This window comes from Actinoallomurus purpureus, assembly GCF_024055795.1.
Lineage (GTDB): Bacteria > Actinomycetota > Actinomycetes > Streptosporangiales > Streptosporangiaceae > Actinoallomurus > Actinoallomurus purpureus.
The window spans coordinates 194379-214174 of record NZ_JAMXMY010000010.1; the positions used below are offsets into that span (position 1 = coordinate 194379).

General features: G+C 68.2%; 24 protein-coding genes and 2 tRNA genes. 13 read left to right on the top strand and 13 right to left on the bottom strand.

Going from position 1 to position 19796, the window contains the following annotated elements:
- Nucleotides 1–30 precede the first annotated feature (30 nt).
- The 4 genes from gyrB (at nt 31) to NE236_RS20250 (ending at nt 5715) form a co-directional block, all read left to right on the top strand.
- Nucleotides 31–1971: a DNA topoisomerase (ATP-hydrolyzing) subunit B gene (gyrB, locus tag NE236_RS20235; RefSeq protein WP_289850633.1), complete on the top strand. Its 1941-nt coding sequence runs from the start codon at nt 31–33 to the stop codon at nt 1969–1971.
- A 72-nt stretch (nt 1972–2043) separates the two neighbouring features.
- On the top strand, nt 2044–4563 hold the full coding sequence (gene gyrA / locus NE236_RS20240; RefSeq protein WP_308209130.1) for a DNA gyrase subunit A: 2520 nt from the start codon (nt 2044–2046) through the stop codon (nt 4561–4563).
- A 49-nt stretch (nt 4564–4612) separates the two neighbouring features.
- The gene (locus NE236_RS44550) at nt 4613–5530 is read left to right on the top strand and encodes a DUF3566 domain-containing protein (RefSeq protein ID WP_308209131.1); all 918 of its coding nucleotides are present in this window, start codon (nt 4613–4615) and stop codon (nt 5528–5530) included.
- A gap of 111 nt (nt 5531–5641) precedes the next feature.
- Nucleotides 5642–5715, top strand: a tRNA-Ile gene (locus NE236_RS20250).
- Between the two features lie 132 nt (nt 5716–5847).
- On the opposite strand, the gene NE236_RS20255 is transcribed toward NE236_RS20250, so the two are convergent.
- Complete coding sequence (locus tag NE236_RS20255) at nt 5848–6186, bottom strand: hypothetical protein (RefSeq protein WP_252843596.1); 339 nt, start codon at nt 6184–6186, stop codon at nt 5848–5850.
- Nucleotides 6187–6355: 169 nt separating this feature from the next.
- Between NE236_RS20255 and NE236_RS20260 the strand changes: the two genes are divergently transcribed.
- Nucleotides 6356–6520: a hypothetical protein gene (locus tag NE236_RS20260; protein WP_252843597.1), complete on the top strand. Its 165-nt coding sequence runs from the start codon at nt 6356–6358 to the stop codon at nt 6518–6520.
- 292 nt (nt 6521–6812) lie between these two features.
- Here the strand turns inward: NE236_RS20260 and NE236_RS20265 are convergent, their stop codons facing one another.
- The gene (locus tag NE236_RS20265) at nt 6813–6974 is read right to left on the bottom strand and encodes a hypothetical protein (protein ID WP_252843598.1); all 162 of its coding nucleotides are present in this window, start codon (nt 6972–6974) and stop codon (nt 6813–6815) included.
- 607 nt (nt 6975–7581) lie between these two features.
- Complete coding sequence (locus NE236_RS20270) at nt 7582–7902, bottom strand: putative quinol monooxygenase (protein WP_252843599.1); 321 nt, start codon at nt 7900–7902, stop codon at nt 7582–7584.
- Between the two features lie 64 nt (nt 7903–7966).
- On the opposite strand from NE236_RS20270, the gene NE236_RS20275 reads away from it, so the two are divergent.
- Nucleotides 7967–8326 (top strand): MerR family transcriptional regulator, encoded by a 360-nt coding sequence (locus tag NE236_RS20275; RefSeq protein WP_252843600.1) that lies wholly within the window; start codon nt 7967–7969, stop codon nt 8324–8326.
- A gap of 143 nt (nt 8327–8469) precedes the next feature.
- On the opposite strand, the gene NE236_RS20280 is transcribed toward NE236_RS20275, so the two are convergent.
- From NE236_RS20280 to NE236_RS20295, 4 genes are all read right to left on the bottom strand, one after another.
- Complete coding sequence (locus NE236_RS20280; RefSeq protein ID WP_252843601.1) at nt 8470–8673, bottom strand: hypothetical protein; 204 nt, start codon at nt 8671–8673, stop codon at nt 8470–8472.
- Nucleotides 8674–8820: 147 nt separating this feature from the next.
- Nucleotides 8821–9909, bottom strand: a complete 1089-nt coding sequence (locus NE236_RS20285) for a hypothetical protein (RefSeq protein WP_252843602.1) — start codon at nt 9907–9909, stop codon at nt 8821–8823.
- A gap of 215 nt (nt 9910–10124) precedes the next feature.
- Entirely contained in the window at nt 10125–10892 is a 768-nt protein-coding gene (locus tag NE236_RS20290; protein ID WP_252843603.1) for an alpha/beta fold hydrolase, read from the bottom strand.
- 279 nt (nt 10893–11171) lie between these two features.
- Entirely contained in the window at nt 11172–11699 is a 528-nt protein-coding gene (locus NE236_RS20295; RefSeq protein WP_252843604.1) for an XdhC family protein, read from the bottom strand.
- A 92-nt stretch (nt 11700–11791) separates the two neighbouring features.
- On the opposite strand from NE236_RS20295, the gene NE236_RS20300 reads away from it, so the two are divergent.
- Nucleotides 11792–12772, top strand: a complete 981-nt coding sequence (locus NE236_RS20300; RefSeq protein ID WP_252843605.1) for a zinc-binding dehydrogenase — start codon at nt 11792–11794, stop codon at nt 12770–12772.
- A 60-nt stretch (nt 12773–12832) separates the two neighbouring features.
- Here the strand turns inward: NE236_RS20300 and NE236_RS20305 are convergent, their stop codons facing one another.
- From NE236_RS20305 to NE236_RS45100, 3 genes are all read right to left on the bottom strand, one after another.
- Nucleotides 12833–13462: an HNH endonuclease family protein gene (locus NE236_RS20305; RefSeq protein ID WP_252843606.1), complete on the bottom strand. Its 630-nt coding sequence runs from the start codon at nt 13460–13462 to the stop codon at nt 12833–12835.
- A 305-nt stretch (nt 13463–13767) separates the two neighbouring features.
- The gene (locus tag NE236_RS20310) at nt 13768–14085 is read right to left on the bottom strand and encodes a hypothetical protein (protein ID WP_252843607.1); all 318 of its coding nucleotides are present in this window, start codon (nt 14083–14085) and stop codon (nt 13768–13770) included.
- On the bottom strand, nt 14036–14518 hold the full coding sequence (locus NE236_RS45100; protein WP_372494394.1) for a glycoside hydrolase family 25 protein: 483 nt from the start codon (nt 14516–14518) through the stop codon (nt 14036–14038). The genes NE236_RS20310 and NE236_RS45100 overlap by 50 nt, the downstream gene beginning before the upstream one ends.
- 171 nt (nt 14519–14689) lie before the next feature.
- On the opposite strand from NE236_RS45100, the gene NE236_RS20315 reads away from it, so the two are divergent.
- The 3 genes from NE236_RS20315 (at nt 14690) to NE236_RS20325 (ending at nt 15705) form a co-directional block, all read left to right on the top strand.
- Nucleotides 14690–14809 carry a DLW-39 family protein gene (locus tag NE236_RS20315; protein ID WP_252785262.1) on the top strand — a complete coding sequence of 40 codons (120 nt, stop codon included), beginning with the start codon at nt 14690–14692 and terminating at the stop codon, nt 14807–14809.
- Between the two features lie 42 nt (nt 14810–14851).
- Nucleotides 14852–15583: an HAD family hydrolase gene (locus tag NE236_RS20320; protein ID WP_252843608.1), complete on the top strand. Its 732-nt coding sequence runs from the start codon at nt 14852–14854 to the stop codon at nt 15581–15583.
- Between the two features lie 46 nt (nt 15584–15629).
- Nucleotides 15630–15705, top strand: a tRNA-Ala gene (locus NE236_RS20325).
- A 56-nt stretch (nt 15706–15761) separates the two neighbouring features.
- Here NE236_RS20325 and NE236_RS20330 read toward each other — a convergent pair.
- Nucleotides 15762–15929, bottom strand: coding sequence for a hypothetical protein (locus tag NE236_RS20330; RefSeq protein WP_252843609.1), 168 nt, complete (start codon nt 15927–15929; stop codon nt 15762–15764).
- Nucleotides 15930–15983: 54 nt separating this feature from the next.
- The gene (locus NE236_RS20335) at nt 15984–16223 is read right to left on the bottom strand and encodes a hypothetical protein (RefSeq protein WP_252843610.1); all 240 of its coding nucleotides are present in this window, start codon (nt 16221–16223) and stop codon (nt 15984–15986) included.
- A gap of 667 nt (nt 16224–16890) precedes the next feature.
- Between NE236_RS20335 and NE236_RS20340 the strand changes: the two genes are divergently transcribed.
- Nucleotides 16891–17217, top strand: a complete 327-nt coding sequence (locus tag NE236_RS20340) for a hypothetical protein (protein WP_252843611.1) — start codon at nt 16891–16893, stop codon at nt 17215–17217.
- A gap of 67 nt (nt 17218–17284) precedes the next feature.
- Here the strand turns inward: NE236_RS20340 and NE236_RS20345 are convergent, their stop codons facing one another.
- Nucleotides 17285–18049 carry an SDR family oxidoreductase gene (locus tag NE236_RS20345; protein ID WP_252843612.1) on the bottom strand — a complete coding sequence of 255 codons (765 nt, stop codon included), beginning with the start codon at nt 18047–18049 and terminating at the stop codon, nt 17285–17287.
- Between the two features lie 99 nt (nt 18050–18148).
- Here NE236_RS20345 and NE236_RS20350 point away from each other — a divergent pair, with 99 nt between their 5' ends.
- On the top strand, nt 18149–19000 hold the full coding sequence (locus tag NE236_RS20350; protein ID WP_252843613.1) for a helix-turn-helix transcriptional regulator: 852 nt from the start codon (nt 18149–18151) through the stop codon (nt 18998–19000).
- 128 nt (nt 19001–19128) lie between these two features.
- Nucleotides 19129–19677 carry an NADPH-dependent FMN reductase gene (locus tag NE236_RS20355; RefSeq protein WP_252843614.1) on the top strand — a complete coding sequence of 183 codons (549 nt, stop codon included), beginning with the start codon at nt 19129–19131 and terminating at the stop codon, nt 19675–19677.
- Nucleotides 19678–19796 lie beyond the last annotated feature (119 nt).

The following is a 19796-nucleotide window of genomic DNA, read 5'->3' on the forward strand; positions in this document are numbered from 1 at the left end:
GCGCGTGTCCTCCGGCAGGAGGATCTCCACTTGGTGTACGACGCTAGCTCGATTACTGTCCTAGAAGGCCTCGAGGCGGTTCGCAAGCGCCCAGGCATGTACATCGGTTCCACCGGAGAGCGCGGTCTCCACCATCTCGTCTACGAGATCGTGGACAACTCCGTCGACGAGGCGTTGGCCGGATACGCGGACGCCATCGAGGTGACCCTGCTCGCCGACGGTGGCGTACGGGTCAAGGACAACGGCCGTGGGATCCCCGTCGGGGAGCACCCGGTGGAGAAGCGACCGGCGATCGAGCTGGTCCTGACCACCCTGCACGCCGGCGGGAAGTTCGACAGCAAGTCCTACGCCGTCTCCGGTGGTCTGCACGGTGTCGGTTCCGCGGTGGTGAACGCCCTGTCCACCCGGCTCGAGGCCGAGGTGCGGACCGACGGCCACGTGTGGCGGCAGTCCTACACCTGGCAGGGACCCGAGACGACGCTGGCCAAGGGCGAGCCGACCGACGAGACCGGCACCATCATCACCTTCTGGCCGGACGGGTCGATCTTCGAGACGCTCGAGTGGAACTTCGAGACGCTCAGCCGGCGAATGCAGGAGATGGCCTTCCTCAACCGCGGGCTGTCCATCGCGCTGCGCGACGAGCGGCCGGACCACATCAACGGTGAGCCGCGTGTGGTCTCGTACCACTACGAGGGCGGCATCGAGGACTTCGTCCGCTATATCAATGCCAAGAAGGACGCCGTCCACAACTCGGTCATCGCGTTCAGCGAGGAGACCGAGGGCATGTCGGTCGAGGTCGCGATGCAGTGGAGCGGCGCCTACTCCGAGTCCGTCCACACCTTCGCCAACACGATCAACACGGCGGAGGGCGGCACGCACGAGGAGGGCTTCCGCGCCGCGCTGACGACCGTCGTCAACAAGTACGCGCGCGAGCAGAAGCTGCTGCGCGAGGGCAAGGACGACAACCTCGCCGGCGAGGACGTCCGTGAGGGCCTCACCGCGATCATCTCGATCAAGATGGCCGACCCCCAGTTCGAGGGCCAGACCAAGACCAAGCTCGGCAACACCGAGGCGAAGTCCTTCGTCCAGCGCGCGATGTACGAGAACCTGCGCGACTGGCTGGACCGCAACCCCGGTGAGGCCAAGGAGGTCATCAACAAGGCCACGCAGGCGGCCCGCGCCCGCATCGCCGCGCGGCAGGCGCGCGACCTGACCCGGCGTAAGAGCCTGCTCGAGTCGACGTCGCTGCCCGGCAAGCTGTCGGACTGCCAGTCCACCGACCCGGCCAAGTGCGAGATCTACGTCGTCGAGGGCGACTCGGCGGGCGGCTCGGCCAAGGGCGGCCGCGACGCCATGCACCAGGCGATCCTCCCCATCCGGGGAAAGATCCTCAACGTGGAGAAGGCCCGCATCGACCGGGTCCTGAAGAACAACGAGGTCCAGGCGATGATCACCGCCCTGGGCACCGGCATCCACGCCGAGTTCGACATCGAGAAGCTGCGGTACCACAAGATCATTCTGATGGCTGACGCCGACGTCGACGGCCAGCACATCCGCACGCTGCTGCTGACCCTGCTGTTCCGCTTCATGAAGCCGCTCGTCGAGGCCGGCCACGTCTACCTCGCCCAGCCGCCGCTGTACAAGATCAAGTGGGACGCGCGGGGCCAGGACTCCGACTACGTCTACTCCGACCGCGAGCGCGACGCGGTCATCGAGGCGGGCATCGCCGCCGGCAAGCGCGACCCCCGGCCGCGCGACGGCGTCCAGCGCTTCAAGGGCCTTGGCGAGATGAACGCCAACGAGCTGTGGGACACCACCATGGACCCGGCCAACCGCGTCCTCCTCCAGGTCACGCTCGACGACGCGGCCCAGGCGGACGAGCTGTTCACCGTTCTCATGGGTGAGGACGTCGAGGCTCGGCGCTCGTTCATCCAGCGCAACGCCAAGGACGTGCGCTTCCTCGACATCTAGCCGGAACACGGGCACCGGGCCGACCCCCGGTGCCGCCCCGGCCACTGACTCAACAGCGGAAGAGGTTCCCAGGTGACGGACGTTACCCTGCCGCCGGAAGGCCCGGCCGATCGCGTCGAGCCGGTCGACATCCAGGTCGAGATGCAGCGCAGCTATCTCGACTACGCGATGTCGGTCATCGTCTCGCGAGCGCTGCCCGAGGTGCGCGACGGGCTCAAGCCGGTGCACCGGCGCGTGCTGTACGCGATGTACGACGGCGGCTACCGGCCCGACCGGGGGTACTTCAAGTGCGCCCGCGTCGTCGGCGACGTCATGGGTAACTACCACCCGCACGGCGACAGCGCGATCTACGACGCGCTGGTCCGGCTGGCACAGCCGTGGGCGATGCGGTACCCACTGGTCGACGGCAACGGCAACTTCGGCTCCCCGGGCAACGACCCGGCCGCGGCCATGCGGTACACCGAGTGCCGGATGGCGCCGCTGGCCATGGAGATGCTGCGGGACATCGAGAAGGAGACCGTCGACTTCTCGCCCAACTACGACGGGCGCTCCCAGGAGCCCGACGTCCTGCCCAGCCGCTTCCCCAACCTGCTCGTCAACGGCTCGGCCGGCATCGCCGTCGGCATGGCCACCAACATCCCGCCGCACAACCTGCGCGAGGTGGCGGCCGGCGTCGAGTGGTACCTCGACAACTACGAGACGAACGACGAGGCGCTCCTCGACGCTCTCGTCGAGCGGATCAAGGGCCCGGACTTCCCGACCCACGGTCTCATCGTCGGCCGCCGGGGCATCGAGGAGGCCTACCGCACCGGCCGCGGCCTGATCACGATGCGTGCGGTGGTCGAGGTCGAGGAGATCCAGGGCCGCACCTGCCTCGTCGTCAGCGAGCTGCCGTACCAGGTCAACCCCGACAACCTCGCTCTGAAGATCGCGGAGCAGGTGAAGGAAGGGAAGATCAACGGCGTCGCCGACGTACGGGACGAGACCTCCGGCCGGACCGGCCAGCGGCTCGTCATCGTCCTCAAGCGGGATGCCGTCGCCAAGGTCGTCCTCAACAACCTGTACAAGCACACACAGCTGCAGGAGACCTTCGGCGCGAACATGCTCGCCCTGGTCGACGGCGTGCCCCGCACGCTCCGTCTCGACCAGTTCGTCCGCTACTGGGTCGACCACCAGATCGACGTCATCGTCCGGCGTACGCGCTTCCTGCTGCGCAAGGCCGAAGAGCGCGCCCACATCCTGCGTGGACTCCTCAAGGCCCTCGACCGGATCGAAGAGGTCATCGCGCTGATCCGGCGCTCGCCGTCCGCGGCCCAGGCGCAGACAGGCCTGATGCGGCTCCTGGAGATCGACGAGATCCAGGCGCAGGCCATCCTCGACATGCAGCTGCGCAAGCTGGCCGCCCTGGAGCGCCAGCAGATCACCGACGAGTACGACAAGCTCATGGCGGAGATCGCCGACTACAACGACATCCTCGCCTCGCCGGTGCGGCAGCGCACGATCGTCCGCGACGAGCTGAAGGTCATCGTCGAGAAGTTCGGTGACGAACGCCGTACGAAGATCATCCCCTTCGAGGGCGATGTCTCGATGGAAGACCTCATCGCCGAAGACGACGTCGTGGTCACCATCACTCGCGGTGGCTACGCCAAGCGCACCAAGACCGACCTCTACCGCGCGCAGAAGCGCGGCGGAAAGGGCGTCCGCGGCGCACAGCTCAAACAGGACGACATCGTCGACCACTTCTTCGTGACGACGACGCACCACTGGATCCTGTTCTTCACCAACAAGGGCCGCGTCTACCGCGCCAAGGCGTACGAACTGCCCGAGGCCAGCCGCGACAGCCGCGGCCAGCACGTGGCCAACCTGCTGGCCTTCCAGCCCGACGAGCGCATCGCCGAGGTCCTCGACCTGCGCGACTATGACGTCGCGCCGTACCTCGTGCTCGCCACCAAGCAGGGCCGCGTCAAGAAGACCGACCTGTCGGCGTACGACTCGCCGCGCTCCGCCGGCCTCATCGCCATCAACCTCGACGAGGGCGACGAGGTCATCGCCGCGCGCCTGGTCTCCCCTGAGGACGACCTGCTCATGGTCAGTAGCGGCGCGCAGGCCATCCGCTTCCCCGCCGGCGATGAAGTCCTGCGGCCCATGGGCCGGGCCACCGCCGGGGTCATCGGCATGCGCTTCGACGACGGCCAGGAAGTCCTCGACATGCACGTCGTCCTCGAAGGCGAGGACGTCCTCGTCGCCACCGAGGGCGGATACGCCAAACGCACGCCAGCCGACCAATACCCGATCCACGGTCGTGGGGGAAAGGGTGTCCTGACCGCTAAGATCGTGGAGAATCGCGGCAGGCTGGTCGGTGCCCTCATGGTCAGGCCCGAAGATGAGGTGTACGCCATCACTGTCAGCGGTGGCGTCATCCGCACGCGAGCAGCCGAGATCAAGCAGTCTGGCCGCTCCACGATGGGGGTACGCCTAATGAATCTCGCCGATGGGGACAGTGTGGTCGCCATCGCGAGGAACGTGGAGTCCATCGAGGACACCGACGCTGAGCCGGACACAGAGTCCGGGGAAGGGAGCGGCGACGCGTGAGACGCCTCGTGGCGCGTCAGACCGTGCGTCGCCTCCCCGGGGAGGTTATATGACGGCCAACGCCGGAAAGGGCGCCGACGGGGAGTCCGGGCGTACCACCGGGACGGGCGGCAAGAGCGGCCAGGGCAAGAAGCCCAGCGCCGCGAAGAAGCCGACTGACGAGGTGACGGTAAAGAAGACCGACGACACCGCCGACGGGGGCGAGCCGGCCGATAAGGCGGAGGAGACCGTCATCGACATGGCGGCCAAGAAGGACGGCACCGAGGACACCGTGATGGACCTCAAACTGCCGTCCAAGAAGCCCGATCCCACCGGGGAGGCCGTCGGCAGCAAGGACCGTCTCGTCTCCCGTGGAGCCCTGAGTTCCACCGGTGATGGATCGGCCAAGGAAAAGCCGAAACCGGGAGATCCGGGTTCCGCCTCGGGTAGGACGACGTCCATGGACATTCCAAAGACGAGTCCAGGCTTCGGCGGCACCGGGTCGACGACCGGCACCGCCCCGTCGTACGGACCTCGTCCGACGACCACCCTCGAACCCGCCCCGCGGCCCGCAGGCGCGACCCCGCCCGACAAGCCCGTCAGCCGCAAGGCGCCGCGTAAGGCCCACCTTCAGGTCGCGCGGTTCGAGCCGTGGTCGGTGATGAAGTTCAGCTTCATCATGTCGCTCGTGTGCTTCCTCGTGCTGTTCGTCGCGGTCTTCGTGCTCTACCTCATCCTGTCGGGGCTCGGCGTCTTCGACGCCCTCACCAACACGATCCGCGACCTGCAGGGCAAGACCAACGGCAACGGCGGCCTCAACCCCGCCGGCTGGTTCTCCGCGGCCCGGATCCTCGGCTACACCGCGCTGATCGGCACGCTCAACGTCCTCCTCATCACCGCGCTCGCGACCGTCTGGTCGGTCATCTACAACATGGCCGCGGACCTCGTGGGCGGCGTCGAGGTCACGCTGAAGGAGGCCGAGCAGTAATCCGCGGCCGCCCCGACCCGGAAGACGGGATTCGATTTCCTGTTGGGGCCGACGATCGGGTATGTTTCTCGACGTCGCCTCCTGGTCCTTCCGACACGGGAGCAGCTGCACGGGCCTATAGCTCAGTCGGTTAGAGCGCATCCCTGATAAGGATGAGGCCGGTGGTTCAAGTCCACCTAGGCCCACTCGGCTCCGGCTACTCGCCGACCTTCGGTCGGCTTTGCCGGAGCCTTGTACTTTCCAGGGGGACGACCCCCTGGAACCCCCGGTGCGGCCAACGTCGCTCGGTGACCTCCGGTCACCTTCGCCGTTGGCCGCTATGTTTTTCGGGGGGACGACCCCCCGAGCCCCCCCGATGTCCCGGCTACTCGCCGATCTTCGATCGGCTTCGCTGGGACTTTGTGTTTTCCCAGGGGGGTGACCCCCTGGAACCCCCGGTGCCGGGCTTCGCCCGGCGGGTCACGGATCCGCCGCAGGCCAGCCTTGGCGGTAATGCGCTCGAAGGCATGGGCGAGGTTGCGCGGTTCGATCAGCCGACCAGTCTTGGTCGTGAAGACCAGCCCGGTTTCCTGCCAGTCGACACCGGCCCGCCGCCGCGCGAACAACTGCCGTTCGGCCAACTCGATGAAGCCGTCCTGGATGATCGGCCTCACCATGGCGCAGCCCGTAGACGACGAGGAGCACGAACGCCGGGTAGAGCACTTCTTCCCCGTACGGCGTGGCCAGCCCCTGGCCACGCCGTACGGTCACCAATGCAACGGCCCGCGCAAAGGCCGAGCCGCCCCCGTGTCGCACGGAGGGTGTACTCAAAGAGGGAGGAATGCAATGACTCGTTGGCTCAGCAGGGGCGACGCCGGCAAGGACAGCACCGAAGGTCCGGACGACCCCGAGGAAACCGCCAAGCAGATCTACCAGGCTCGCCGGACGCTCGGAGACGATGAGCAGACGGCCAACCTGCACGCCGAGTGCTGGGAGAACAGGGGGAACTGATCCCTTGAGCAGTGCCGTCGGCCCTCATACCTGGCTCCCAGGACCAGGGCACGAGGGGCTTCGGCCGGCTAGCCGTGGCGCCATGCAGGCGCCATAGCGGACTCGTGGGCGGGAGGGGGATCATCGACCCCCCTCCCGCCTTTCTGGTCCGGTAGTCCGGTCAACGACTCAGTGACAGCAACCGTGACAGCAACAGACGCAGACACCGCCAGATGATCACGGCAAATGGGCGGACACGCCGACTTGGGGAGAGGCTCGACCACCGTCCGGTCGCGGGCGTCCTGCACGCCGCCTACGCGCGGCGACGCTCCAACCAGTGAAACAGCTCAGCCGTACCGCCCAGAGCCAACGTCGGAAGGACGGCCTGCCTCAACTCCGTCGTCCAGGACTCGCCGATCCACGCCGACAGCACCAGCGGCGACAGCACGAGGCCAAAGACCAGATAGGCACACACGCGGACTCCGACGGGAATCGGACGGCGCTCGTGACCTTTCGATGACATGGCACTCTCCGAGGGGCCTTCGCGCAAACCGGGCTGCCATCGTCGCACTGTCGGTACGCCTCCGGGGTGGGACGAAGGCAGAGGGGATGACCCGGCGGGGCGGTACTGATATCGACAAGAACAAGCACCGGGTCTGCGGGACGCTACTTATGAACAGGGAGAAGGGCCCGGCTGCTGCCGGGCCCTTTGGTTGGCGATCGTCTGACCGCTACTTGTCGCCTCGCCGGAGCCACCCGCGACGGGCAAACACGCCCATGTTGTCTTCGGTGGAGACGACGCCGGTGACGTTGCCGCCGACCGCGATGACCTCCGTGGTGTCGCCTCCGTCGGAGCCGGTGCTGGTGACGACCGTGTTGTCTCCGGTGGAGACGACGCCGGTGACGTCGACAGGGCGACGGCAAGGCCGGTGGTGGTGCTCAGGCCTCCTCAGGCCAGTCTGCTGGGATTTCCCTGGCTGCGGAGTTGGCCGATCGATGTTGCCGGGTCGGTGGTGTCGCGTGCCTGAGTGCGCGGGTCCGACCGTGGCGTCGACGGCTCGCCGGAGCCTTGGCCGGTCAGGTCACGTGGGGTAGGAACTCCTCATCGCGCCGAAGTAGGCCTCGGGTGCCCCTTCCACATGCTCGGGCAGTTCGTCCATGAAGGCGCGCAGCAGCGCAGTCGCGTTGTGCCGGTCCAGGTCCTCCTGCGAACGCCAGACCTCGTAGAGGAAGAACCGGCCGTCCTCCTGCTCGTGGAGGTGGTACTGAAGGTTTCCCAAGTGCCCCCGGGACGGTTCGACGAGATCCATCAGGAGCTTCCCGAGTTCGTTGGCGTGTCCGGGCTTGGGGGTCAGGAATCCGTAGAGCGAAACCGGTGCTTGTGTTGTCGATGTCGGCGTCATGTGATCAACGTTAGGATGTGACATCGGTGTCAGATTCAAGCCGCTTCTCTATGGGGTGGGTCACATGAAGATCGGGGAGCTGTCCCGCGAAACGGGCGTGGCCGTACGTCTCCTCCGCTACTACGAGGCCCAGGGACTGCTCACCTCTCACCGCAGCGAAGGCGGCCACCGTCATTACGGTCCTGAGGCCCCCGCCACCGTCGCCCGCATCCGCACCCTGCTCGCCGCCGGGCTCCCTACCAGGGTCATCCGCGAGCTCATGCCCTGCTTCGTCGGCGACGGAACCGAGGTCCAGGCCTGCGTTCTCGACCACCTCAGAACCCAGTTGGCCGAGTTGGACGCTCGCATGGCCGATCTCACCCAGGCCCGTGCGGCTTTGGGTGACATCCTCGACGCCTCCACCCGAGCTGTCGCCCACGCCTGAACCGGCCGTCACACGTCGGAACGCCGTGGCCGAGCCTACGTCGAACCGCTGGTGATCAACCTATGGAACAGGCGATCAACGCTCTCCAAAGATCATTCTGTTAGGTTCGCGACGGCAAGGCCGGTGGCGGTGCTCAGGCCTCCTCAGACCAGTCCGCCGGAATTTCCCTGGCTGCGGAGTTGGTCGATCGACGTTGCCGGGTCGGTGGTATCGCGTGCGTGAGTGCGCGGGTCCGACAGCGGCGTCGACGGCTCGCCGGAAACCCGCCTGCTGCGGCCGCGAAGCGCGACCAGACCGGTGACCGAGCCGACAACGACCACGCCGACCACGAAAATGGCGATGAGCATGTTGCGCCTCCCGTAAGGGTGTGCCCTAACGATCTTGGCTATGGCATCGCAGACCAGGGTGGGCCATCGAGTCTCCAGGCGGGGATAGGACGAATGCCATCGCGCGGGCCGGAGGCATCGGTCTCCGGCCCGCTTCAACCGCGTGCGTCAGTGGTTACGGAAGTAGACGCCGCCGGGCACCGTAGCGCCGCTCCGGGGGTACTCCGCGCCGGCAGTCCAGACGGTTTTGCCATGCGCCGCGAGGGCGAGGAGATCCGTGTCGCTGCCGGCCGACCGCGGCGTGGTGGTGACGGTCAGCTTCGAACCGACCTTGTGGACGAGAGCCGCGTTCCAGCGGCCGCGCAGCAGCCACACCCCGCCGGAGCCGTCGGAGGCCACCTTGGTGTACGACTGGGACGCCTGCTTGTCGACGGTCACGCTCCAAGTACGGCCGTTCCAGTGCATGATGACCGGCTTGGCGCAGATGGCGTCGTGGTCCGCGCCGCAGTACCACTCCGAGCCGCCGACCGCCCACACGTTCTTGGGGGACAGCGCGAGGACGTCGTTGAGCACGCCCCATCCGCCGGAGCCGGCGAGCTTGATCGTCGGGGTCTTCGTGAGCTTCCACGACGTCCCGCTCCAGCGCATGACGGCCGGCTGCCGCTTGTAGGTGCCGACGGCCCAGACGTACTTGGTGGACGAGGCGCCGACCGCGAGCGCGGTGGCCGGAACGGTGGCCTTCTTCCAGCTCTTGCCGGTCCAGTGCTCGGCGTACTTCGAGGGAGTCTCGTCGCGGTCGTCGGTGCCGCCACTGACCGCCCAGACGTTCGAGGGGCTGATGGCGGCGGAGCCGGTGGGGTGGAAGTCTCCGGGCAGGTTCGTCGTCGTCCACGCCGTGCCGTTCCAGCGACTGGCGTGAGTGCTGCCGTCGGCCGACGAGAACGCCCACACGTTGGTGCTCGACGAGGCGGCGAGCGACCGGATGCCTCCGGCGACGCCGTTGGGCGTCGAGTGCGTCGTCCACCCATTGCCGGTGAGGTGCTGTACCAAGGGGGTCTGCTTGCCGTTGACCCACTGGTAGCCGGCCGCCCAGGCGCTGCCGCCCGCACTGATGGACAGGGCGGAGATCCCGTTGGCGTTCGCCAGGTTGTTCTTCTGAGCGAGCTTCCAGGGAGAGGTGGCCGCGTACGCCTGGCCGCCGGCCAGAAGACCAGTCAACAGGGTGGCGGTGGCGGCGCCGACGAACGTTTTTCGCATGCATCTTCCTTCCGGAACGGTGCGCGCGATGTCCGGACGAACACCGCGCGGCACCCCGTGTTCTTGATCAAGACGCCGTGCGAATACGCTCGGTTGTCACCCGATAGTGGGCCATTTTTCGGGGAAGTCGCGATGAACCCCAGAGCGCGGTTTGGTGACGGCCCTTGCGCCGTCCTCGGGCACCGGGCCCACCGGCCTCCCGCCCGGCCGACGGTCTATGACGTGGCGGTGGTGTCGAGGAAGTCGGCGATCGCCGTGCCGAGTTCAGGCTTGGTGACCGCGCCCATGTGGTCGCCGGGTACGACGGTGCGGCGCGCGTTCGCCAGGGTGTCGGCGAGTGCCTCGGCGGAACCGTTGTCGTCGTCCTTGGCGCCGGTCAGCACGAGCGTCGGCACCTCGATGCGCTTCAGCACGTCGGCCGGCGTGTCGGTGAACGTGTCGAGAACGCCCAGCAGGGCCACCGGGTCGCCGCCGACGGTCTTCAGGAATGCCTCGGCCATCCACTCGGACGATCCGCGTTCGAACGTGCCGAGGTTGGTGAGGATCCGCCGGAAGTGGCCGCCACGCTGTGCGGTGTGCAGGATTCCTTCCAGTCCCATCCCGGCCACGATGGCGCGGCGGGGTGTCGCGCCGCGGGTCAGCATCCGTACGGTCGTGCGGGCGCCGAGGGAGTATCCGCCGAGGTCGTAGTCGGTGAGCCCCAGGTGCTCGATCAGCGCGAATCCGTCGTCGGTCAGCACGTCGGGGGGATAGGCGGCGGGGTCGTGCGGCTTGGCGCTGTCTCCGTGGCCGCGCAGATCCGGCATGATCACGCGGTGGCCGCGGGCCGCGATCGTCGCGGCGTGGCCGTAGCGGACCCAGTTGACCGTCGCGGTCGAGAAGTAGCCGTGGATGAGCACCACGGGCCGGCCCTGTCCGAGCTCTCGATACGCGAGCCCCGTGCCGTCGTGGCCCTGGAACCATCGGACGGGAAGGTCGGTCATGCCACTGCTTTCCTCGGGGGTGCGATCGCTGCCGACTATCTCATGACGGACGGGCCCGTCATCTCTCGGGTCGCCGCTCGCCGGACGACCGTGTGGCGGGCCGTTCATGGCCGCGCTCGTCGCTTACCCCTAAGTGGTCGTTCATTTTCGCCGGCGTCACGGCGCTATTGGAGAAATGAAATCTCGGCGTGGTCGCCCGCGACGAGAGAAAAGGGAAACCCTTTGTTCACCTCGCCAGAGGTCACGAGAGAGCGGGGGTACGATCTGCCGGAGGCCCGGTCAGAAGGTGAAGCCGCCGGGTCGCCCGTTGCGGTCGGCGATGAGCCCGGCCAGCGTCGCGAGGGCGATCTCCGGCGGCGTACGGGAGCCGATGTTCAGCCCGACCGGCCGGTGTACCCGGGCGATCTCGCCGACCGGCACGCCCAGCTCGGTCAGCAGGCGTACGTGCGGTCCGGGGTGGCGCGGGTTGCCCATCATGCCGATCCACCGGACCTTCCGGGTCAGCAGGTCGCGCAGGACGAGGCCGAGCTCGGGGCGGTGATGGTCGGTGACGACGACGTCCGCCGTGCCGTCCAGGTCGGCCGGTGGGGCGGTCATCACCGCCGCGGACTCGTGGGCCACGGTCGCCGCGCGCTCCAGGTCCGGCTCCAGCAGGAGACAGCGGAATCCGAGCTCCGTGCCGAACCGGAGCAGGAAGTGGGCCACCGGCGAGGCGAACACCGCGATGAGCGTACGGTCCCCCACGTCACCGGGCACCTCGCCGTGTGCGGCGGCGCATGCCGGATCGTCGTCGTGCTCGTCCGTCATGCCGCCAGTCTTACACGTGGAAGGGACGTTGACCTGAATGGCACTTGAGGTTGCAGGGTGGATCCGCTGATCCATCGAATGAGGGGAACACTGTGCGTGCCATCCGTCAGTACGCGTTCGGTCCGCCGGAGAACCTGCGGTACGAGGAGGTGCCGGACCCGCGGCCCGGCCCGGGACAGGTGACGATCTCCGTACGGGCGTGCGGCGTGCACCTGGTCGACACGATGCTCCGCAAGGGAACGTACGAGGGGCCGTTCGCGCCGCCGGATCTGCCGATGATCCCCGGTCGTGAGGTGGCGGGCGTGATCGACGAGCTCGGCGACGGCGTCGGGGAGGACCTGCTCGGCAGGCGGGTCGTGGCGCATCTCGGCATGGCCAGTGGCGGATACGCCGAACGCGCCGTGGCGAACGTGGCGGACCTGCACGCCCTCCCCGACGATCTGGCCTACGACGCCGCCGTGGCGATGGTCGGCACCGGTCGCATGACCATCGGAATCCTCGACGTCGCGCGGCCGACGGCCGACGACGTCGTACTGGTGACGGCCGCCGCCGGCGGGATCGGAACGATGCTCGTCCAGGCGGTCCGGAATCTCGGCGCCACGGTCGTCGGCCTTGCCGGCGGCGCCGCCAAGGTCGCGCGCGTACGGGAGTCCGGTGCGACGGTCGCGGCCGACTACGCGGCACCGGACTGGGGCGACCGGGTACGGGAGGCGCTGGACGGCCGCGGGGTCAGTCTGGTCCTGGACGGCGTCGGCGGGGAGGCGGGACAGACGGCGTTCGGGTTGCTCGCCCCGGGCGGCCGGCTCGTCCTCTTCGGCTGGTCCGCGGGGGAACCGGTCCGGTTCACCTCGAGCGATCTGTTCCAGCGCAGCCTGTCGGCGTCCGTCGCCCTCGGCCCGGGGATCCTCCGCGGCTCGGGGGGCCTGCGCGGCCTCCAGGAGCGGGCGCTCGCGGAGGCGGCGGCGGGCCGCCTGGTCCCCGCCGTGCAGACGTTCGCCCTGAAGGACGCGCCGGCGGCGCATCGGGCGCTGGAGACCCGCGCCACCGTCGGCAAGGTGGTGCTGGTGCCATGAGGAGACCGCCCGTCCTGATGAGGACGGGCGGTCTCGACGGGGACGCGGTCCGTACGGCGCTCAGCAGTGCTTGAGCACCGCGCTGATCGCCTTCTTCTCGGCCGAGTCCACCGACAGCCCCCAGACGTACTTCACGCTGACGTACGCGCGGAGGTAGGTGCAGCGGAAGGCGCGGCGCGGTGGCAGCCAGCGCGCCGGGTCCTTGCCGCTCTTCTGCCGGTTGATGGGGTCGTCGGCGGTCCACAGTTCCGGATGCCGCAGGTCGTTGGCGAAGGCACGGCGCTTCGCGGTGCTCCAGTACCTCGCCCCGGAACGCCAGGCCTCCGCCAGCGCTACGAGGTGCTCGATGTCGACCTTGTGCGGGTTCGTGAGGTACTTCCCGTCATAGGGGCTGTACCAGCGACCTTTGACCGGGTAACAGTCGGACCCGACGCGTACTTTCGCGCCGTCGCGCTTCAGCACGACCTCACGGGTGTTGCAGCGGTGGCCCTGGTCGATCCACTGGGGGAACTTCGCGCGGCTGTACCCGGAGAGCGAGCCTTCTCGGCGCACTTTCAGTTTGGCCAGTTCCTTCTTTGCCGTCGCCGTGCTCGGCGGCGGTGGCGGCGCGGCGGTGGCGGGGGTGGCGAGAACGACGGTCAGCAGGGGCAGGGCGGGCAGGAGGGCGGTGACGGTGATCGCGCGTTTCACGGGCAATCTCCTCTCTGGGGCTTCCCACCCGCGAGAGTCCCGCCCCCGGGCCACGCCAGAGCGAGCGCTAAGTGAACCCGGAATGGCAGTATTTGACCGAAAATGGCCAACAAGGCCGGTTTATAGGACCTTTGCGGGATGTCGGGGCACGGTGCCGCGTCGATCTGCCAAACGGCTCCGGCAACACGAGGAGCGGACTTGTCCACAGGGGCTGTGGACAAGTCCGTGCGCACTTGGGGAGAACCCGGCCCTGTGGAGTGCTGAGCCGGCCGGTTTTCCACAGGCAGGGGACAGCCCGTCGGCTGTCAGTACGACAGCAGGGTGATCCGGGCCGTCGTCGCTTCCGAAACCGTCGGCGGCACGGGGTTCGGGCTGTACACCCGGAGCCGGAACCGCACGTCAGCGGCGATGCCGACCTGGCCGGAAAACGAGACCGTGAGGGATCCGTCGGGAGCGGCGCGGTACGTCACGCGCCAGGGATCATCCTTCACCGCGGTGCCGTCCCGGGTCATCCGTGTCCACATGATGTCCACGGGGTCGTCCGGCCGTAGCCCGGACACGTGGACGAGGGCATCACCCACGACCGTGGCCTGCCCGCCGTACGTGACGGGGCGGCGATCCACAGGGGATGACCGCCGAGCCCGGCGCAGTTCCCGTCCTCGGCGAAGGACAGGAATGTGTAGACGACGGGGTCGCGGCCGACCGCCTCCGCCGTGAGCACCATGTCCGCACCCACGACGAGACGTGTGCGGCCGACCTGCCGTCGGTCTGTTCGAGGTCGAGGACGAGGAGGTCACCGGCCTCGAGCCCCCGCGGGCGTACGGTGCTGAGGAAGAAGTCCGCCTCGGTGTTCGCGTCGTTGCCCGGGTGCCCGAAATGGTAGGCGCCGCAGACGAGGCCTGCACGCCGTAGTTCAGCCCAATTTCGGGCGAACTCGGAGTCATGGATCGTACGGCCCTCGGTCGCCTTCGCGACGGCGAAGGCAAGCCCCTTGCGCTTCCACGCGTCCCAGTCGACCGTGCCCTGATGGCTGGAGACATCGATGCCCTTCAGCATGTGCTCCTCCACCGGGCATCTGGGGAATCTGAAGCAAATGCCCGCCTCGACGCTGAAGAACCATGGAATCCAGATGATCCGCGACCCACAGGGGGAAGCGGCACGGGCGTACCTGGGTGGTTGCTAGGCTGCGGTACGCAGTGCTAGTCGAGGTTTGAAGGGGTTCCCATCGTGAAGAAGCTCATCGTTCTCGCGCTGGTCGCCCTCGGTGGTTTCGCGGTTTGGCGCCGGCTTCAGCAGGACCGGGCCGAGCTGGACCTGTGGACCGAGGCGACGTCGTCCGACAGCTGAGAGACATCTTGAACGTGCCGGCGAGGGAAGACGGGGGCGGCCGTGGACGACGATTCGCGGATCACGCTCGCCTGTCTTGACCTCGCCGGTACGACCGTCTCCGACGACGGCATAGGCGAGCGGGCCTTCACCGAGGCCCTGGTCACCCAGGGCATCGTCTCCGGCACCGACACCTACCGCCGGGCCATGGCCCGCGTGCACAGCGCGCGCGGCAGGTCCAAACTCGACATCTTCCGCGACGTCTTCGCCGACGAGGACCGCGCCCAGGCGGCCAACCACGCGTTCGAGCAGGCGTACGACTCGATCATCGACCGCGTCGGCCTGACCCCGATCCCCGGGGCGGAGGCGGCGATTGACGCCCTCGCCGCGTCCGGCGTGCGCGTCTGCCTGATGACCGGTTTCAGCAGCCGGACACTCGGCCGCATCATCGACACCCTCGGCTGGTGGAAACGCGCCGATCTGCTCCTGTGCCCGGCCGACGCGGGCGGCCGAGGCCGCCCGTACCCCGACATGATCCTCACCGCCGCGCTGCACGTGAAGGTCGATGATGTCCGTCACATCGCCGTGTGCGGCGACACCGAGAGCGACATGCGCAGCGGCCGCCGCTCCGGCGCCTCCATCGTCGCCGGCACCCTCACCGGCGCCCACGACCGCACCCGCCTGGAAGCCGCGGGCGCCACTCATGTGATTGCGAGCATCGCCGAGCTGCCCATGATCGTCGAGGGTTTCCGCACTCTGACTCGCACGATCAACGGCGATCACGTGGCCCCATGACGAGCGGGCACTCCCCATCCCCCGGTAGGCTGTAGGACGATCTCTAGGGGCCATAGCTCAGTTGGCAGAGCGCCTGCTTTGCAAGCAGGAAGTCCGGGGTTCGAATCCCCGTGGCTCCACCAGCACAAACGCCCCCGTCCCGATCAAGGACGGAGGCGTTCGGGCCATTAACGTGCCATTAGGCCACCGGCGCCACCACACCAGCCGGGCCATCGTCGTCATCGTCGGGCAGTTCCGCCTTGATCCGCGCGTCGAGCGCTTCGGCGATGCGGTGGTCCGCGTGCTGGGCAATGCCATGTCGGACCGCTTGTCCGGTCGAGCATGGGCTCTGCGGGACGCTGCCCATGAATGGAAGAAGGGCCCGGCGGCTGCCGGGCCCTCGTTGCACGATCGTTGATCGCTACTTGTCGCCCCGCCGGAACCATCCGCGTCGCGTGGTCACGACCGTGTGGTCTCCGGTGTCGATGACGCCGCGGTTGTTGCCGACCGTGACACTGCGCTCACCGGTGGGGATGACACCCGTGGTGTCGCCGGTGCCGGTGCTGGTCATGACCGTGTGGTCTCCGGTGGAGATGACGCCGTCGTTGTTTCCGACCGTGACACTGCGCTTACCGGTACGGCCGCTGCGTGCGTTGCGCATGTGAACTCCTTGTCCCAGTTTCCGTGTCGCATCCGCAACCGTGTTGCGGTGCCAATGCCGTACTGTCCGGGCCTTCAACCTCATCGCACGGGCACCGGTCGGTTCCGCATCCATCGACATCGTCGCCGAGCAGATAGAACCGGTGCTCGCGCTCCCTAACAACGGCGCCCAGGATCGCCAGCAAAGCCAGTTGTCACGGGACAGGCGCAGGGCCGCCGGCAGACTTGCATTCGCTCGCCCTACGGGTGGCCTACGGCCATGCCGCCGCCACGAGGCACACCTCGGCGATCCGACGGTCGGCATCGCGAGTCGTCGTGATGATCTCTGGCCGATCAGCCTGATCTCCGCGTCAAGGCTCGAGCGCCGGTTCCTCCGGCCGTGCCGGTCGGGCGGCCAGCCGTCAGAACCACGCCGCAGGACTGCGCTCCGGCCCGCCCTACGGGCGTGCGGCGTGGGCGCCGGTCCATCCGGCCGTGCCGATCGGGCGGCCCACGGTACGACGACCCGTGTCGCAGATCCTCCGCAATACGGCCGACAGGTCAGCGCCGCCGGGCGCGGTTGCTGGTGATGCCAGTGCCGCCTGTGGATCTTCTCCGAGTAGTGCTTGTTGCCTGCCTCGACTAACCTCGCGTCGCTGTGTGCCCGCGGTGGAAGGGAAGGAAGGCTGATGGCTGAGCCAACGCGCCGGATTAGGCCACAAGACGACCCATCGTCATGGTCTTACTATGGCGCCGCCCATCGCTACGACGTTCACGGCGTCCCCGAAGCGCAGGCCGCATGTGAGCGGCGCATGGACAGGCTTGTCATCGAGCGACGTGAAGACGAGCTGAGGGCCTTGACCGCCGACGGCGACCGATGCGCGTTCATCGCGCTGATCGAAATCCTCGTGGATGAAAACCGTGTCGACGACCTGCGCGCCATGGCCGAGGCAGGCGACGGCCGAGCCCATGCCACCTTGATGGAACTGTTGATGAACCAGGAGCGGGCGGACTGACTACGCCACGGCTGATCGAGAGCACCCCTGGGGGCTCCACCGTCCCCGGACCCCCGCGCACCGGATGCTATTTCCCGTGCGGGTCCGAGGCGTTGAGGGTCGCGACGACCTGGTCGTAGTCACCGCGTGCCTCGGCGTAGCGCAGGAACTTCACGCGCTCGACCTGTATCTCCTTCGCGTCCGGTTGGGCTTCGAGCAGTGCGACGACCTCCGCCACGAACTCATCGAGCGGCATCGCGAACTCGCTCTCCTCCTGGCCGGGCAGCAGCGAGGTGCGGACGGCGGGCGGTTCGAGCTCCATGACCTTCACGCTGGTGTCGGCGAGCTGTAGCCGGATCGACTCGCTGAGCATGTGGATCGCGGCCTTCGACGCGTTGTAGCTCGAGGTCACCTTGAGCGGCGCGAACGCCAGACCCGAGGAGACGGTCATGATCGTGGCATCCGGCTGCGCCCGCAGGTGCTCGATGAACGCGGCGATGAGCCGGATCGGGCCGAGCACGTTGGTCGTCACGACGGACTCCGCCGAGGCGAGGAACGACTCGGGCCGATGCCAGTCCTCGACGCGCATGATGCCGGCCATCGTGACCAGGACGTTCAGGTCGGGGTGCTTGGCCAGCACCTGTTTCGCGGCGGAGTCGATGCTCGCGGCGTCCGCCGTGTCGATCTGCACGGTGTCGATGCCGGGATGCTCGGCGGCGATCCGCTCGAGCAGCTCGGTGCGGCGGCCGCCGACGATCACGGTGTTCCCCCTGGCCTGCAGCTCAAGGGCGAGGGCGAGACCGATGCCGCTGGTGGAACCGGGGATGAAGACGGTGTTATTAGAGATGTTCATGCCCTAAGCCTTCCCGGTCGGCCGCCGGACGTGCAGAGACCGGTCATCGGGGGATCGACGATCCCTGGCTCACCCAGGACACCGGCCGATAATGGATCCATGGATCGTGCAGCACTGGCGGACTTCCTGCGGCGCCGCCGCGAGGCGCTACAGCCCGAGGACGTCGGGCTTTCGGCCGGCGCGCGCCGGCGGGCCTCTGGCCTGAGGCGTGAGGAGGTCGCGGCCCTCGCCGTGATGTCGACCGACTACTACACCCGGCTCGAGCAACAGCGCGGTCCGCAGCCGAGCGAGCAGATGCTCGCGTCGGTCGCCCGGGCGCTGCGGTTGACAGGCGACGAGCGCGACTACCTGTTCCGAATCGCCGGGCGCAACGCCCCGGCATCGGTGTCGGCCGCGACGCATGTCGCCCCCGCTCTGCTGCGGGTGTTGGATCGCCTCGACGACACCCCGGCGCTCATCCTGTCCGACCTGGGCGAGACGCTCGTGCAGAACCGGATGGCCGAGGCGCTGTTCGGCGACAAGTCCGGTTACACGGGCCTTGCCCGCAGCGAGATCTACCGCTGGTTCACCGATCCTTCGGAGCGGCTGCGCTATCCCGAGGCCGACCGCGACCGGCAGAGCCGCGCCCAGGTCGCGAACCTGCGCGCGGCGTACGGGTCGCTGGGCCCGCTGTCGCGCGCCGGAGAGCTCGTGCGGGCGCTACAGAAGGCGAGCGCGGAGTTCGCCGAGCTGTGGGAGCGGCACGAGGTCGCCAAGCGTTTCCAGGACCACAAGACGCTCATCCATCCCCAACTCGGCGCGATCGAACTCGACTGCCAGGTGTTGTTCACCGAGGATCAGTCGCAGGCGCTGCTCGTGCTCACCGCTCCCCCGCGTACCGAGGGTCATGAGAAGCTGCAACTGCTCGCGGTGCTCGGGCAGGAGAAATTCGCCGAGGCGAGACCTGAGTAGTCAGCCCCGGCAGTGGCAGGGCTGCTGCGCGTCAAAGCGCCGCTTCCCCTTCGGCCGTATCGATCGTCCGGCTTCATCGGGAGCACGGCCGACGGAATGCCGCCGATGGAGGTCTGGTTGAGCTGGTCATGATCACTGTGCTCACCGTGTCCGGCAGTCTGCGCGCGGGATCCACGAACTCGGCCGTCCTGCGGACCGCGAGCGTCGTGTCGCCGCCGGCGGCGACCGTCCGACCCTTCGCCGGGATGGCCGACCTGCCGCACTTCAACCCCGACGACGACCGCGACCCGCTGCCGCCCGCGGTGGCCGGGCTGCGCGGGGCGGTCGGTGCGGCGGACGCACTGCTGTTGTGCACTCCGGAGTACGCCGGGGGACTCCCCGGATCGTTCAAGAACCTGCTGGACTGGACGATCGGGGGCGGCGAGATGTACGGAAAGCCGGTGGCGTGGCTCAACGTCTCGTCCTCCGCTGCCCCGACCGGGGGAGCCGGCGCGCATGACTCGCTGCGTACGGTTCTGGGCTATGCCGGGTCCGTGATCGTCGAGACGGCCTGCGCCCGTATCCCTCTCTCCCGGAACCACGTAGGGCAGGACGGCCTCATCGCCGACCCAGCCGTTCAGGACGCCATCACCGACTCGCTGACCGCGCTCACCGCCGCAGTGGTCGCCGGCGCTTGATCGAGCCCCGGGCGGGCGAAAAGCTCGGTGAAGAGACGGGCTCCACGTTGTCCCGTCCCGATTCGACGGCTTCGCGCCCCGCCTCCGCTACGGAGACCGAGCTTTTCGTACGGCCCCGG

Coding starts and splice junctions, on each gene's coding strand:
- NE236_RS20345 (WP_252843612.1), bottom strand. CDS start 18,049: ATGAACATCTCTAATAACACCGTCTTCATCCCCGGTTCCACCAGCGGC.
- NE236_RS45100 (WP_372494394.1), bottom strand. CDS start 14,518: ATGCTGAAGGGCATCGATGTCTCCAGCCATCAGGGCACGGTCGACTGG.
- NE236_RS20255 (WP_252843596.1), bottom strand. CDS start 6,186: ATGGTGAGGCCGATCATCCAGGACGGCTTCATCGAGTTGGCCGAACGG.
- NE236_RS20330 (WP_252843609.1), bottom strand. CDS start 15,929: ATGGGCAGCGTCCCGCAGAGCCCATGCTCGACCGGACAAGCGGTCCGA.
- NE236_RS20270 (WP_252843599.1), bottom strand. CDS start 7,902: ATGACGCCGACATCGACAACACAAGCACCGGTTTCGCTCTACGGATTC.
- NE236_RS20295 (WP_252843604.1), bottom strand. CDS start 11,699: ATGACGGACGAGCACGACGACGATCCGGCATGCGCCGCCGCACACGGC.
- NE236_RS20335 (WP_252843610.1), bottom strand. CDS start 16,223: ATGCGCAACGCACGCAGCGGCCGTACCGGTAAGCGCAGTGTCACGGTC.
- NE236_RS44550 (WP_308209131.1), top strand. CDS start 4,613: ATGACGGCCAACGCCGGAAAGGGCGCCGACGGGGAGTCCGGGCGTACC.
- NE236_RS20280 (WP_252843601.1), bottom strand. CDS start 8,673: ATGCTCATCGCCATTTTCGTGGTCGGCGTGGTCGTTGTCGGCTCGGTC.
- NE236_RS20350 (WP_252843613.1), top strand. CDS start 18,149: ATGGATCGTGCAGCACTGGCGGACTTCCTGCGGCGCCGCCGCGAGGCG.
- NE236_RS20355 (WP_252843614.1), top strand. CDS start 19,129: ATGATCACTGTGCTCACCGTGTCCGGCAGTCTGCGCGCGGGATCCACG.
- NE236_RS20285 (WP_252843602.1), bottom strand. CDS start 9,909: ATGCGAAAAACGTTCGTCGGCGCCGCCACCGCCACCCTGTTGACTGGT.
- NE236_RS20275 (WP_252843600.1), top strand. CDS start 7,967: ATGAAGATCGGGGAGCTGTCCCGCGAAACGGGCGTGGCCGTACGTCTC.
- NE236_RS20260 (WP_252843597.1), top strand. CDS start 6,356: ATGACTCGTTGGCTCAGCAGGGGCGACGCCGGCAAGGACAGCACCGAA.
- NE236_RS20290 (WP_252843603.1), bottom strand. CDS start 10,892: ATGACCGACCTTCCCGTCCGATGGTTCCAGGGCCACGACGGCACGGGG.
- NE236_RS20340 (WP_252843611.1), top strand. CDS start 16,891: ATGGCTGAGCCAACGCGCCGGATTAGGCCACAAGACGACCCATCGTCA.